Origin of the sequence: Actinomyces sp. HMSC075C01 (assembly GCF_001812965.1) — a bacterium.
Classification (GTDB): Bacteria; Actinomycetota; Actinomycetes; order Actinomycetales; family Actinomycetaceae; genus Actinomyces; species Actinomyces acetigenes.
Genome location: NZ_KV811038.1, coordinates 1 through 14,376, shown reverse-complemented (window position 1 = coordinate 14,376; position 14,376 = coordinate 1). Strand labels below are relative to the sequence as shown.

At 66.4% G+C, this 14,376-nt stretch carries 8 protein-coding genes; 3 read left to right on the top strand and 5 right to left on the bottom strand.

The features are described 5' to 3' along the window. Positions 1-114 precede the first annotated feature (114 nt). A complete protein-coding gene (locus HMPREF2883_RS12615) occupies positions 115-825 on the top strand; it encodes an ISAs1 family transposase (protein ID WP_256277484.1) in 711 nt (236 codons plus the stop codon). Here the strand turns inward: HMPREF2883_RS12615 and HMPREF2883_RS14440 are convergent. The 5 genes from HMPREF2883_RS14440 to HMPREF2883_RS12590 form a co-directional block, all read right to left on the bottom strand. After that, complete coding sequence (locus HMPREF2883_RS14440; RefSeq protein ID WP_083313589.1) at positions 757-1,911, bottom strand: AAA family ATPase; 1,155 nt, start codon at positions 1,909-1,911, stop codon at positions 757-759. The two genes, HMPREF2883_RS12615 and HMPREF2883_RS14440, sit on opposite strands and share 69 nt — an antisense overlap. Continuing rightward, positions 1,901-2,644, bottom strand: a complete 744-nt coding sequence (locus HMPREF2883_RS15685) for a DUF6414 family protein (RefSeq protein ID WP_070662956.1) — start codon at positions 2,642-2,644, stop codon at positions 1,901-1,903. Before HMPREF2883_RS15685 ends, HMPREF2883_RS14440 begins: the two co-directional genes overlap by 11 nt. A 406-nt stretch (positions 2,645-3,050) precedes the next feature. Next, the gene (locus HMPREF2883_RS12600; RefSeq protein WP_176747222.1) at positions 3,051-3,944 is read right to left on the bottom strand and encodes a DNA-processing protein DprA; all 894 of its coding nucleotides are present in this window, start codon (positions 3,942-3,944) and stop codon (positions 3,051-3,053) included. A 260-nt stretch (positions 3,945-4,204) separates the two neighbouring features. Next, positions 4,205-4,456: a hypothetical protein gene (locus HMPREF2883_RS12595; RefSeq protein ID WP_083313588.1), complete on the bottom strand. Its 252-nt coding sequence runs from the start codon at positions 4,454-4,456 to the stop codon at positions 4,205-4,207. A gap of 2 nt (positions 4,457-4,458) precedes the next feature. Next, positions 4,459-4,671, bottom strand: coding sequence for a hypothetical protein (locus HMPREF2883_RS12590; protein WP_070662954.1), 213 nt, complete (start codon positions 4,669-4,671; stop codon positions 4,459-4,461). Between the two features lie 624 nt (positions 4,672-5,295). Between HMPREF2883_RS12590 and HMPREF2883_RS12585 the strand changes: the two genes are divergently transcribed. Together HMPREF2883_RS12585 and HMPREF2883_RS12580 are read left to right on the top strand one after the other, a co-directional pair. Beyond that, positions 5,296-11,844, top strand: coding sequence for a DEAD/DEAH box helicase (locus HMPREF2883_RS12585; protein WP_070662953.1), 6,549 nt, complete (start codon positions 5,296-5,298; stop codon positions 11,842-11,844). Between the two features lies 1 nt (position 11,845). After that, positions 11,846-14,335 carry a 3'-5' exonuclease gene (locus HMPREF2883_RS12580; protein WP_070662952.1) on the top strand — a complete coding sequence of 830 codons (2,490 nt, stop codon included), beginning with the start codon at positions 11,846-11,848 and terminating at the stop codon, positions 14,333-14,335. Positions 14,336-14,376 lie beyond the last annotated feature (41 nt).

Sequence of the window (14,376 nt, the reverse complement as noted above, 5' to 3'; positions counted from 1 at the left end):
CTTGGACCACGCCACCGGCGCCGTACTGACCCAGGAGCGGGTGGCCAGCAAGTCCAACCAGAGGTTCCGGCTCTCAGGGTCCTGCTTGAACCCCCAGGCCTGAACGGGGTCGTGGTGAGCGCTGACGCCATGCACACCCAGGCGGACACCGCCGGGTGGATCCGCGGGCGTGGTGGTCACTACCTCCTGACGCCTCTGGACAACCACAAGACCCTGCGCAGGACGCTCAAGGCCCTGCCCTTCAAGAGTGTCCCGTCCATCTCCTGGGTCGACACCTCTCACGGTCGGTGGGTGCGGCGCACCGTCAAGGCCCTCGAGGTCCCTAAGTGGGTGGACTTCCCGGGGTCTGCGCAGGTGGTCCAGGTCCGCCGCACCCGAACCGTCAAAGGCCGCAAGCGCGTTGAGGTGGTCTACCTGGTGTGCTCCCTGCCCATGACCGACGCCCAGCCCGAGGCCATCGCCGCCTGGATCCAAGGACACTGGGGGATAGAGAACCGACTTCACTGGGTCAGAGACGTCATCTTCGATGAGGACCGCCACCAGCTGCGCACCCGCAACGGCCCACAGGTCATGGCCACCCTGCGTAACCTGGCCACCCGGCCTCATCCGCCTGGCCCACGGCGCCCAAGCCGCTATCGCCTCAACCGCCAGATCCCTGTCACGACAACCAAAACGCGCCATCAAGCTCATCACCCAGCCAACCACCTGACCCGACTTTGCCGACCCCCTGAGGCAACCCCATGTCGCAACTTTGTACTATTTTGTGCTAGTTGCAGTACTAGAGGCATCTGCGTCGTTCAGCGTTGCGCGGACCAGTTTCAGTGAGATCACTTCGTCAACCAGCTTTCGTAGTTTACGAACATTACTAGTACTGCTCGCGTGAGCGTAGAGCATGAGCTTAACCTCTTCCTTATCAAGGATAGCCTGCTCATCAGACGAGAGCACCTGAAAGCAGGCGTCTACCAATCTATTAATGACCTCCTTAACCTCATCTGCAGTCAAGGACTCAAAACGTATCAACGCATCAAAACGCGAATACAGGGCATCTCCGAGCGCCTTCCGGATCTCATCCTCTGACCCATAGTTCGACGTACATATAATCAGAGTAGAACCAAGTGGAACTCGATAGTTTTTGTCTTCGAATACACCTTCATCGAATACTTCATAGAAAGCGCTATGAAATACAGGGTTTGCCTTGTCGAACTCATCAATCAGGATCACTCCAGATGAGCGATCGAGCAGATCTCGCGCAAACGAACTTTCGGAGTGCGAACCACCAAATACATAGGAAGCGAACTTGTCGCTATGGAACATCGAGAATTGTTTGCGCATCAGTTTTCCACCGAGAAGTCCGTTCAGAAACTGGGCAGTCTCTGTTTTTCCTACACCGGAGGGTCCGTAGAACATCAGAACTACGGGTTTGCTTCGCTTATCATTCGTCAGCGGGTAGAGGGCGGCCAACATCCGCTCGCGGACCGATCGCTGGCCGACGAGATGATCCGCGAAACCGTCGCGAAACCTGATCAAGGTGTCACGCGTGACGACTGGATAGGTGTAACGCTCAACTTTTGTCGTAAACACTCTATCGAGCTGTGTATGAATGAGCTCGGGCGGATTATGGAGGAGCAGATGCTTCGGGTTGAGTTCTCGCACTAGGCCAACAAAGTTCGTGATGGCATGCTCATGGACGCTTGCGTAATCGCTTGACATAGCGACCACGCAGTCTGGACGAGAGGTAGCTACTTCCTCCTCGGAGGTTTCTTGTCCATCCACGGTGTGTCGGATCCGACGCCTGGCTTCATCACGTTCATTCAAGAGGTCGAGTAGGTATTGTCGCTGGCTTTCACCAAGTTGCTCTTCGAACCACGAAGGAGGGCCGTAGTAGACGACGACATTCGTATCACTCCCCATACTCGACCCCCGCAAGGATGACATCATACACGTCGAGAAACTTGTTTGATTTCGTCGAAGTACCGTCGACTATATCCAATCCGGTCAATGGGATCGACTCAGATTCGGACGTCATCTCGACCTGCATCATCAAACTGGATTCCGTCGCCGCACCAACCTGAATGCCGTGAAATACAAGCCGCATGCGACCGAGATCAACTAACCCGTAGTTGTTCCGAAACGCACGAATATTGAACCGCAGGATGCACTTCGAGCCATCAACATCCTGGCCGAGTAGTTCATAGTAACCTTTTGCTGATAGTAGAGCATTATCTAGTTCGGCTAGATTGACAGGCATCTCATCTTGGTTGAGCATCACCAAGTACGGAGTATACATTTTCATGTACGCCGCGGAGCCGTTGCGAGCAGAAACTGTCAGGCCGGTGAGCTGCCGAACCCCGTCCAACTCGTTAACTTTGTTGAGATAGTCAGTCAGGATGGTGTTTGAGAGCGTTTTATTGAGGATACTGTGTCCGATTGTTGAGGCGCTTGCAGCGACACTAGTTTCAGCCGATCCTCCAAAAAATGGAAGCCAATTGAATCTGGCGGCAGCCTTCGCGCTAGCTTCAGCCTCTATCTCAGCTGCTCGATTTTTACTCAACTCCTTCGAAGAGGTTTCCTTACCGCCCGCCACAATATCCAACAAGTCTGATGCGGATTCTTCGTCAAAGTAGACGATTTTAATCATGTTCATATTTACATTACTTCTATTTGCATCGAATATTATATCACCTCAATCCAGGTAACCTATGTCTGATTACGAGCTAAATTCACCAGTAATACTACGTTCGGATTACACCCAACAAATGCGTGCACATTTACATCGCACCAGTAGATGTCATCAGCATTTGAGGCGCCTGTTTTTTCGATGGAGCACATATCATCAAAGTGCATTATTGCTAAACCTTTCTCGCCGGGAAAAGCAGAGAACTGCGGATAGTTGTGAGTAGGAGGGTGAGTACATCATGTTGGGATGCATACGACTAGTTGGAAGCAGAAGTCGTAAGCCTCATCGATCGGGGTGCGGCACAGTTGGCACTGCCTGCCACGCAACCGACCAGGGACGGCGGTCGCCCGGAAGTAGCCGGGCAGGATCCCGGTCATGCGACGAGTTCACGTAGTAATTCCTCCGCCTGAGCACGCTCAGCTTGGAGGGCACGTACCTGGTCCAAAACATCGCGCGTGGAGTCAGCGACGCGCGCCTGGCCGGTACGGGCAAGTTCCTGCCCCCAGGAGGTGCTCTCGGCGACGCGATGAGCGAGAACGATCCCGCGCCCGTGCTTGACTGCATTCTTTGCCTGGGAGCGAGTGCCTGAGCGCTCGGAGGCGGCGACAACGAAGGTCGTGATGCCGTAGCCACTCATGACGGCGTTGCGCATCGGAAAGTTCGCAGGTTTCACTACAGCATTCGGTTCGAACTGGGTCATGACCAGCCCGTGGTTGGCAACGATGCACTCACGTAGATTCTTGTTTGTCGCAGGGTAGGTGCGCCCAAGCCCCGTGCCCATCACGGCGACAGTGCGTCCTCCAGCCTCCAGGGCAGCAGTGTGGGCTGCAGTATCAATACCAGCAGCCAAGCCCGAGACGACGGTCAGCCCTGCCTCAACAAGCGCTCTGGCAACGTAGTCGGCAACACGGAGTGCATCGTCGTCGGCGTCCCGCGAGCCAACAATGCACACGCCCTGGTCTGCCGGAGTCAAGTCGCCCTGGTAGTAGAGGAGAGCTGGCGCCTCGCGAACATCACGCAGACGTGCGGGGTACTGGTCAGCCAGTACAGAGACGAGTCCCATGCCCTGCGAGAGCCAGTTGTCGACGTCCTCGCGGGCTTGGCTCAAAGCCGGGTCGTCGAGCAGGGAAGGACCAGCAATGTCGGCAAGGGCTTCGCGGGGGTCGGCACTGTCCAGGAGAACCTGAACGCGATCAGGCTGAGACAGGCCGCGCTTCTTGATGCGGGTGATAGCCAGGACCTGGGCGAGGGTTTCCGCGGTCTCCATAGCACTCATAGTAGCCAGAGCCAAGCTCAGGATGTCAGTGCAGGCTGCCATGATGAGACCTGCCTCCCTTCGGCGCCTCCTCCCGGAACGTCCATGTGTCCTTGCCGGGGAAGGAGAGGTCGGGAAGGAGGTGAGGGCCGTGTCCAAGCCGAAAGGCCGACGCGCACACGTCCGCAAGGACATGAAGAGACTCGTCAAGGATGCCCACCAAGGAGGCTCGACGCCTCAGGTCGAGCTGCCTGCGACGTCCGTGGACCACGTCAGGCGGCGTGGAAGCGCTTGTTCGCACCCTGACGAGTCATACCCAGTACATCCCCAATCGTTTGCCACGACAGGCCGACATCGCGCGCAGCCATCACGGCCTCATCGAGCGCACGCTCAGCGGCACGGAGTCGTATCTGCGCGACCGCAATTTTTGCGAGAGCAGGATCGTCTACCGTAACCACAGGAGCCGGGCCATCCCCGTTGTTGGCGTTCTCGATCTCATCCAGCATCTCTTCAGTGGTCTTCATATTCACTTCCTCCTCAAGAACTTCTCGCGCGCAGACATCGCATGAAAGACGAAGTCGTCATCATTGACGCCAACTTCGATCAGATGACCGGACCGAGAGGGACCGATGACGATGACATATCCGTCGAAATAATGGACCGCCACAGGATTGCTCAGCGCATGATCAATGTCCTCTCGTGCGAGGCCGTGCTTCCACGCACTCTTCAAGAACCCCATGATGGCAAATCATACTTGTCGAAAAGCACAAATGTCAACCTTTGTTACCAACACACGAGGGCCGTGTCCAAGCCGAAAGGCCGACGCGCACACGTCCGCAAGGGCAAGGTAACGGCCCGGAAGGTGAGCGACGTTCTCAACGCAATCGCTCGCCTTGTCCGGGCCGTCGGTGTCCTTGTGGATGCCCTCAGCAAGTGGTTCGGGTAGACCAACCGCTTGCTAGGGGAGTCATCCGGCTGCAACCGGGTGGCTCCCCACCATTATGGCCGGCGCCGCTCCGCCCTGTCCACAGCGCAACGAGACTCATGAAGGATGCCCACGAAGGGGGCTCGGAACCTCACGTCGACCAACCGCGCCCTCTATCCCGAGGCCAGCCTTGACCTCGTCCCAGGAGATGGTGCCGCGTTCGGCGATCTCAGCACAGCCGGCGTCGGCGGCCTCGTCACCAAGAAGCGACTCGTGCCGTTTCCTCTTCCTTTCCCTCGCTGCGGTAGCCTCTGATCTGCGGGATCACTCCCGGAACAACGACGATCCGCACGAGGTAGTGCCGGCCCCGGCAGACACCACTCCCGAACACCATCCGCCATCATCCGCCCCACCGCCCATCACCACCACGCTCCAGCTATGACGCTCCTCCTCCCTAGCCTCCAGGCCGAACGCATCCGGTGGTCCATCGTCGACTACCTCTCGACGACCTTCGCCCTCACCGACGCCGAGCCACGGCGCGTGCTCACCGACTTCCTGGAGGACGAGAAGCAGGGAGTCTTCGTCGGCCCCTTCGTCCGCCTGCGCCTGCCCTACCTGGCCGCGAGCGCCCGCCCCGGCACAACCGACCCGGCACACCCCGCCGAACGCCCCCTCGACTGGGACCCGGGCCTGACCCCCTACCAGCATCAGGAGGACTCCTACCGGCGCCTGACCACCAAGGGCGGCCACCGCCCCGAGCCGACCATCGTCACCACCGGCACCGGCTCAGGTAAGACCGAGTCGTTCCTCCACCCTGTCCTCGACCATGTCCTGCGCGCCCGCGCCCAGGGCGTCACCGGCATCAAGGCCCTCATCCTCTACCCCATGAACGCCCTGGCCTCCGACCAGGCCAGCCGCCTCGCCAGCCTCATCGCTAAGGATCCCGCTCTGGCCGGCGTGCGCGCCGCCATCTACACCGGGGACTCCTCCGCCAGCCCCCGCAAGCACGTCACCGCAGACTCCCTCATCACCGACCGCTACGTCATCCGAGACAACCCGCCGGACATCCTGCTCACCAACTACAAGATGCTCGACCAGCTCCTCCTGCGCCCCGAGGACCGCGAACTGTGGCGGGCCTCAGCCGGGTCGCTCACCTACCTGGTCCTCGACGAGTTCCACACCTACGACGGCGCCCAGGGCACCGACGTCGCCATGCTGCTGCGGCGCCTGGGCCTGACCCTGCGCGCCCACCTGAGCGCCGACGACCCCCGCCAGGAGGCCTTCGCCTCCGCCCCGCTCGGCCCCGTGTGCCCGGTGGCCACCTCCGCCACCCTCGGCGACGGCGGAGACCCCTCCCAGATGCTTGCCTTCGCCCGCGACGTCTTTGGAACCGACCTGCCCACCAGCGCCGTCGTCACCGAGACCCGCGCCGACCTCAACCAGTGGGCCGCCACACACCGCCAGGTGGCCCAGTCCAAGGGCCTGGCCGGCCGCGCCCTGCGCCTGCGCTCCCTGCCCGGTGAGAAGCTGCAGGCCCTGGCGCGCCTCGCCGAGGCCGGCTCCCCGGGCCCCGAGAAGCTGCTCCGCGGCGTCGTCGCCCACCTCTACGACCTGCCCGAGGAGGTGGAGGACGCCCTCGACGCCGCCGGCCTCGCCTCCGCCCTCCAGGCCCACCCCGACGTCCTGGACCTTGTGCGCGCCGCCGAGCGCTCCACCTCCCTGGCCGACCTCGCCCGGGGCCTCCTGGGCCCCGTCCCGGAGTCGGGTCTGGCCCGGCGGGTCCTCTCCGCGATCCTGGCGGCCCTGTCCGTCGTGCGTGCCGGGCTCGACGGCAGTCCCGACCGCAGCGCGGTCAACGTGGAGGTCACCCTGTGGATCCGGGAGGTCACCCGCGTCGACCGGGCTCTGAGCTCTCTGCCCTCCTTCCGCTGGGCTGACGCCGCCTCCGAGCAGACACAGGTTGAGGAGCCCGCGCGCCCCGCCCTGTACTGCCGCTCCTGCGGGCGCTCCGGCTGGGGCATCGTCCTGGCCCCCACTGGCCAGAAGGAGAAGGACGACCAGACCCACGTGCGCCGCGACCGCAAGACCGGCGACCCCCGCTTCCGGGCCCTCCTGCACGCCCCCGGGGAGGACGCCGACTACCGCACCCGCGCCGAGGCCGGCGAGATCAACCTGGAGGTCCGCCACCCCGGGCTGCGCTGGTACTCCATCAACAGTCGCGAGATCCTCACCCGCCGCCCGGACCAGGAGAGCACCGAGGCCAAGGAGGGCCTCGTCCTGCCGGTCCTCATGCTCACCGGGGACGAGCGCAGCATCACCGAGGACTCCACCAACGACGTCTGCCCCTCCTGCGGGGCCAAGGACTCCATCCGCTTCCTCGGCTCGGCCGTCGCCACCCTCCTGTCGGTGTCCCTGACCACCCTGTTCGGCGACGACGCCCTCGACAACACCGAGAAACGCGCCCTCATCTTCACCGACTCCGTGCAGGACGCCGCCCACCGCGCCGGCTACGTCAACCAGCGCTCCCACACGATGAGCCTGCGCTCGGCCCTGCGCGGGGCGCTGCGAGCGGAGATGCCCATCGAGGAGTGGGCCGAGGCCGCCCTCGACGACGCCCAAGCCAGCGCCTTCGACCGCTACCGACTGGTCCCCGCAACCCTGGCCGAGCACCAGCGCTTCAAGCCCTACTGGGACCCGAAGGCCCCGGCCTCCAAGCGCAGCCGGGCCAAGCCGCACGTGCGCCGTCGGCTCCTGTTCGACATCGCTTTGGAGGTGGGCCTCCAGTCCACCTACGGGCGCACCCTGGAGGCCACCGGCTCGGTCACCGTCCACGTCAGCGCCGGGCGCGCCAACACCCTGGTGGCCCTGGCCCGTCAGGCACTCGGCACCGACCAGCAGGGCGTCCTCGACGACTTCAAGGACACCAGCGACGCGGCCCTGCTCGCCTGGGTGCGCGGCACCCTGGAGCACATGCGCCGCGAGGGCGCCATCGACCACGAGTGGCTCTCGCACTACAAGCGCGACGACGGCAAGCGCCTGTGGATCTGGTACAAGCGCGACCGCAATCAGGGCCAGCCGGCCTTCCCCACCGGGCGCGCCGCCCCGGCCTTCCCCCAGGTCGGCGGCGGCCTCGACACCCGCAAGTCGGCCTTCACACCGGTGGGCTCCTCGAAGTCCTGGTACGCCACCTGGGCCCGCAAGTGCCTGGGGGTCGTGCCCACCCACGCCTCCCGCCTGGCCTGCGCACTCCTGGCCCACCTGGCCGAGGCCGGGATCCTCAGCGTCACCACCACCGACTCCGGCGGCACCGTCTACGGGCTGCCGGCCGGCCGCGTCGTCGTCTCCCCGCTGCGCGAGACCACGCGCGAGGCCCTGCTCCTGGTGTGCGACACCTGCCGCACTCAGCTGCCCGCCGCTATCGCCACCGTTGACCAGCTCGACGCCGCCCCCTGCCTGGCCGCCACCTGCCCCGGCCACCTGAGGGCCCAGCCTCACCCGGCGGAGAGCTTCTACCGCAGCATGTACGCCGGGGCCCACGTGCGCCGGGTCGACTCCCACGAGCACACCTCCCTGCTCGATGCCAAGGAGCGCGCCGACGTCGAGACCGGGTTCAAGCGCCCCACGCAGGTGCCCGGGGATCCCAACGTCCTCGTGGCTACCCCGACCCTGGAGATGGGTATCGACATCGGGGACCTGTCCACCGTCATGCTCGGTTCCCTGCCGGCCTCCGTCGCCTCCTACGTGCAGCGGGTGGGGCGTGCGGGCCGTCGCAGCGGCTCGGCGCTCGCCCTGGCCTACGTGCCCGGCAGGCGCAGCCAGCTCCCGATCCTCGACGCCCCGGATCGGCTCCTCAACGGCTCCGTCGCGCCGCCGTCGACCTACCTGGGGGCCGAGGAGATCCTGCGCCGCCAGTTCCTGGCCTCCGTCATCGACACCCTCGCCCGCGAGAACCACCCGGCCATCCCCTCTGGCGGCCACGGCGGCGGCACCGCGAAGACCGCCCTGGGGGCCACCGGCGAGGGCTCGCTCATCACCACGCTGTGCGAGCGGATCGAGCGCGACGGCGCCCTGCTGGTGCAGGCCTTCACCGCCGCCTTCCAGGAGCGCACGCCGGCGCTCGATCGGCTGAGCAGTTGGGTGACGCAGGACTCCGGTGCCGGCCCCCGCGAGATGCTCCAGCGCGCCGCGGCCGAGCACCGCGCCGAGTCCGAGCAGCTCCACCGCCAGGAGCGCCAGATCCGCGAGGCCCTGCCCGAGCTCAAGGTCGCCGCCGAGCGCCCCAACGCCACCGAGGAGGATCTACGAGCCCATCGCTCCGCCGAGGGAGCCCGGAAGGCGGCCGAGTCCCGGATCTTCGACCTGGATCGTGAGCACTGGGTCTCGGCCCTGGAGCGTCACGGCGTCCTGCCCAACTACACCCTCATCGACGACTCGGTACGCCTGTCCGCCCGCGTCTCCTGGCGTGACCCGGACAGCGACGAGTTCCACTCCGAGCCCTGCGACGTCGACAGGGCCTCTGTCCACGCTCTGCACGAGTTCGCCCCCGGCGCCACCTTCTACACCCGCGGCCTGGAGATGGAGATCGAGGGTATTGACGCTTCTGACCTCAACAACCAGGCCCAGTGGTGGTTCTGCTGCAAGGCCTGCGGCTACATCGACGTGCGCGAGCCGCAGGAGACCCGGCCCGCCGCGCCCACGGAGTGCCCCAGGTGCCGTGACACCGACATTGCCGAGGTCGGACGGGCCCGGCGGGTCCTGCGCCTGAGCCGGGTCTTCGCCGACGTCTCCCAGGACGACGCCCGCATCGGGGACTCCAGCGACGAGCGGCTCCGCACCCACTTCGAGGTCCTGCCCCTGGCCGACTTCGACCCTACCCGCGCGGTGCGCCAGTGGAATGTGGAGGCCTCCGGGTTCGGGGTGACCCGCTACCGCGGCATGAACCTGCGCTGGCTCAACACCGGGCGGCCCCTGGCCGGCCAGAGCGTCGACCGGGTCTCCGGCAACGCCCTCTCCTCGCGGGACTTCCGCCTGTGTGAGGCCTGCGGCAAGCTCGACACGGACACGCGGGCCTCCTCCGCCCGGGAGCACCGGCCCTGGTGCCGCTACCGCAGCGACTCCGCCGAGCACGTGATCGCCGTCGACCTCATGCGCGAGCTGAGCACTGAGGCACTCGCCTTCGTGCTGCCGCTGGGTTTCGCCACCGACCGGGTGGGGGTGGACTCGCTGGCCTCCGCGATCCTCCTGGGGCTGGATATCACCACCGGCGGCTCCCCCGACCACCTGGGCATCGCCTCCGTCCCCCACCCGGTGGCCGGCGGCGCCCCCGGTGAGACTCGTCCCGCCCTCCTGCTGCACGACACCGTGCCCGGGGGCACCGGTTATCTCACCGACCATGACGACTCCTCCCGGCTCTGGAACCTCCTCATCCGCACCGGCCAGCACCTGGAGAGCTGCCCGTGCCGCGCCGAGGGCAAGGACATGTGCCCGGACTGCCTGCGGCCCCACGCCGTCTCCGCAGAAGTCACCCGCGCCGCGGCCCTGCACGCCATCGGCCAGCTCCTGGGACGGGAGGACAACAGCGCCCAGGACACCGAGGGCGTGTTCGCCGAGCTCGACCCGGACCTCCCCCAGTGGACGGTCACCGACGAGGCCGTGCGCGCCGGCACCGGGGAGAGCCCCCTGGAGGTGCGCTTCCGCGCTGCACTCGCCGAGCTCCTGGGCAAGCAGATGGCCGTACGCACCACCAGCGACCCCTCGGGCGCACCCGCGTTGGAGATCGACGGGGGCCGCTGGCGGATCCGTCCCCAGGTCGACACCCGCGGCACCCGCCCCGACTTCACCTGCCTGCGCCCCGGAGGCCGCAGTCCCATCGCCATCTTCACCGACGGCCGCAGCTACCACGCCAGTCGCAAGTACAACCGCCTCGCCGACGACGCCGACAAACGTGCACGCCTGCGCACCGCCGGCTACCGGGTCATCTCCGTAAGCCTCGAAGACCTGGACGGGCCGTGGAACCCGGCCTGGCTGAACGAGGCCACCGTCGCCCAGCTCAAGAACGGCTCCCTAGGGGCCTCGCGCGCCGGCGGCGTCACCGACCAGGCCATCGACGCCTGGCGCGGCGGGCCAATGGCGCTGCTGGAGACGATGCTCAGCGATGACAACGAGGACCCCGAGGCCAGTCCGACCGCTGCCGCCCTGGCGGCCCTGGCCGACTCCGCCTGGGGACCGCTCATCGTCGGCGCCGCCAGCCACCTGCCCCTGGGACAGAACGCGTCCCTGCGGTACTCCTCCACCCAGGGCGCCGGGGCGGACCCGCTGTGGGAAGCGCTGCGCGTGCTCCGGCCTGAGGCCGAGCTGCCCGAGCCGGCTGGTGCTGCTGATGCCGCAGGCGCTCCTGCGGCGTCGAAGCACTCCGGTTCGGTCTTCGCCATCCCCCACCTTGCCCTGGCGGTTCAGCTCACCGGTGCCTCCACCACGGGGATGGCCCTCGTGCTGGACGACTCCAATGAGGCTTTGGGGAGTCCCGAGCACTCGGAGGCCTGGCTGGCCTGGCTGCGGCTCAGCAACGTGCTCGCCCTGGCTCAGGTGCCCGTGGACATCACCACGACCAGCCGGGCCCTGGCCGAGCTGCGCGCCCGCGCTCAGGCTGAGGTCGCTGTGGCGGATGTCGCCGGCAGTCCGGCCGCTATGAGCGATCTCGGTTGGGACGACGTCGACCAGGACCTCACCCCCGAGCCGATCCTCACTCTTCTGCCCCACCTGGCCGCGGCCGGCCTCCCCCACGAGGGCGACGGCGTCGAGGTCGGCGGCATCATGACGGACCTGTCCTGGGCCGCGCCCAAGGTTGCTGTCCTCGCCGAGCCGCAGGACGGCGACGAGGAGGCCCTGACGGCGGCCGGCTGGCGCGTCATCGTCGTCGGCGACGATCCGGCCCGCACCGCCACCGATATCTGCGCGCTCATCCCCGAGCTCCTGGAAGGACACTGACATGGCCACGATCCTGTTGCCCAGCAGCAAGACGAAGGACGCCACCGCCAAGGACCCCTCCCTCAGGGCCAAGATCGGGCCGTTCATTACCAAGCTGTCCACCATGACCACGAGCTCGGGGCTGCACCTGGAGCCCATTCGTGGAGCGCGGGACCGGCGCGTGCGCACCGCGCGCGTCACCGACTTCTACCGGGCTGTCCTGTTCGAGCTCGCCGCCGACGGTGAGGTCGTCTACGTCATCCACGGCATCTGGCCGCATGACGAGGCCATCAAGATCGCCGAATCCGTCACCGTCCACGTCAACCCCCGCAACGGCATCACCGAGGTCGTCAACGTCGGGGACCTCATCGGCCTGGATCCCCGTGCCGTCGAGGAGGCGCGGCGCACAGCCCAGGCCGAGCTCGCCGCCGCCCAGCGCGAGGCCGACGAGCTCGCCCGCGAGACGGCCCGCATCCAGGCCGCCAACGCTGAGGCACGCCGTCGCAACGAGGAAGCCGCCCAAGGAACCGACGCCGCCTCCGCGCCCACCCAGGCACCTGGCACCGAGCCGGTCGCAGCGGGGAGCCACCGGGGCGAAGAAGGAACGGTTGCCGGAACGGCGGTCGAGACCACTGCCGTTCCGGGCGCCGTCGTCGTTCCCAGCCGGGACCAGGCACCGGTGTGGCCCGACGGGCTCACCGTGGAGATCCTGCACGACGAGCTCGGTATTGACGTCCGACTCGCCGCAGCGGCACTGGCGGCGCAGCGAGAGTCCCAACTCCTCGACCTGGCCTCCACCGCCCGGGTGCCCTGGCAGGGCGAGGCGCTGCTCAACCTGGCCACGGGGGCGACGATCGAGGAGATCCGTGAGGACTTCGGGCTGCGGCCCTCGCGAGACGTCGCCGCCGAGCCCACCGACGCCGACCTCATCGCCGGTCTGCGCACTCGCGCGGCGCGCTCGACCTTCACCTGGTTGGAAAGCGACGAGGACCTGCGCCGCGCCATCGAGGGACTCAGCTTCGCCGAGTGGCAGCTCTTCCTGCACCCCCAGCAGCGGGCCCTCGTGGAGCGGCGCGCGAACGGCCCCATGCGTGTCTCGGGCGGCGCCGGAACCGGGAAGACCGTCATTGCCGTGCACCGCGCCGTCGAGCTGGCCAAGCGGGACAAGACTGGCGGACTGGAGCCACGGATCCTGCTGACGACCTACACGCGCAACCTCGCCGACGACCTGCGCCGCCAGATCGCCCAGCTCGAACCACGGCTGCCCTTCACCGAGAAGCTGAGCGAGCCCGGAGTCATGGTCAGCGGCCTGGACCGGGTGGCACGCATGATCCTCCAGCAGGCCGGGGCCAAGATCTCCCCCATCGCCCAGGCGGTCATCGGCCAGCCGCGCGGGCGAGTACTCACCTACCCCAGAGAGAATGTGTGGCAGGAGGTCCTCACCCTCATGGGCGATGAACTGCCCGAGAGGCTGCGCTCCGCCGACTTCCTGGAGTCCGAGTACGAGCTGATCGTGCTGCCCCAGCGCGTGACGACTCTCAAGCAGTACCTGCGCGTGCGCCGCCCCGGGCGGGGCGTGGCCCTGGACCGGTCCAAGCGGGCCGCCGTATGGAGGGCGATGGAGCGCTACCGGGACCGCAGCGCCGACCTGGGCGTGACCTCCTTTGACGAACAGCTCGCCCTGGCCGCCGCCTGGCTCGACCAGGAGGCAACCCTCGGCACACCCCGACCCTTCCGGCACGTGCTCGTCGATGAGGCCCAGGACCTCACGCCCGCTCACCTGCAGCTGCTGCGGGCGCTGGTGGAACCTGGCCCGGATGACCTGTTCCTGGCTGAGGACTCCCACCAGCGGATCTACGGCAAGAAGATCACGCTGAGCCACTACGGGATCCAGGTGCGCGGCAGGTCGCGGCGGCTGACGCGCAACTATCGCACCACTCGTCAGAACCTCGATGTCGCCTTCGGGATCCTCGATCCCGGCACCTATGAAGACATGGAGGGGCAGGCCGAGGAGCACCACTACGTCTCACCGCGCTCCGGGCCCGAGCCGCTGCTGCTGCACGCCACCGACCGCGCCGACGAGCTGAGCAAGGCCGCCGAGCTGCTGACGGTGTGGCTGGAGCAGGACCGGGACAGTGAGGACAGCGCCCCGGAGACGATCGCCATCCTCGTGCGCGACCGCTACCAGCGCGACGCCGTCGTCAATGGTCTGGCGCAGCACGGGATAGAGGTGCGTGCCGTGGACCGGGAGGCGGCCGGTCGGGGCAGGCCAGTGGTCATGACGATGCACCGCGCCAAGGGCCTGGAGTTCCGCAAGGTACTGCTCTTCGACGTCTCGAAGAACGCGATCCCTCGGCCACTGCGGGACCAGCAGTACTCCGAGGCGGACCGCGACGATGCCCTCCTGCGAGAGCGTTCGCTGCTGTACGTGGCCGCAACCCGCGCCCGGGACCAGCTCGCCATCTCCTGGAGCGGCAAGGCCAGCCCCCTCATCACCGCCCTCGTACCGTAGGCCACTGCCCCTAGATGATTGATTCCAAGGGGTGTGGGTCG

What these genes read in the sequence shown, in the direction of transcription:
- HMPREF2883_RS12595 (WP_083313588.1), bottom strand. Translation starts at nt 4,456, where the DNA reads ATGAAGACCACTGAAGAGATGCTGGATGAGATCGAGAACGCCAACAAC.
- HMPREF2883_RS12585 (WP_070662953.1), top strand. Translation starts at nt 5,296, where the DNA reads ATGACGCTCCTCCTCCCTAGCCTCCAGGCCGAACGCATCCGGTGGTCC.
- HMPREF2883_RS12590 (WP_070662954.1), bottom strand. Translation starts at nt 4,671, where the DNA reads ATGGGGTTCTTGAAGAGTGCGTGGAAGCACGGCCTCGCACGAGAGGAC.
- HMPREF2883_RS12600 (WP_176747222.1), bottom strand. Translation starts at nt 3,944, where the DNA reads ATGGAGACCGCGGAAACCCTCGCCCAGGTCCTGGCTATCACCCGCATC.
- HMPREF2883_RS14440 (WP_083313589.1), bottom strand. Translation starts at nt 1,911, where the DNA reads ATGGGGAGTGATACGAATGTCGTCGTCTACTACGGCCCTCCTTCGTGG.
- HMPREF2883_RS15685 (WP_070662956.1), bottom strand. Translation starts at nt 2,644, where the DNA reads ATGAACATGATTAAAATCGTCTACTTTGACGAAGAATCCGCATCAGAC.
- HMPREF2883_RS12580 (WP_070662952.1), top strand. Translation starts at nt 11,846, where the DNA reads ATGGCCACGATCCTGTTGCCCAGCAGCAAGACGAAGGACGCCACCGCC.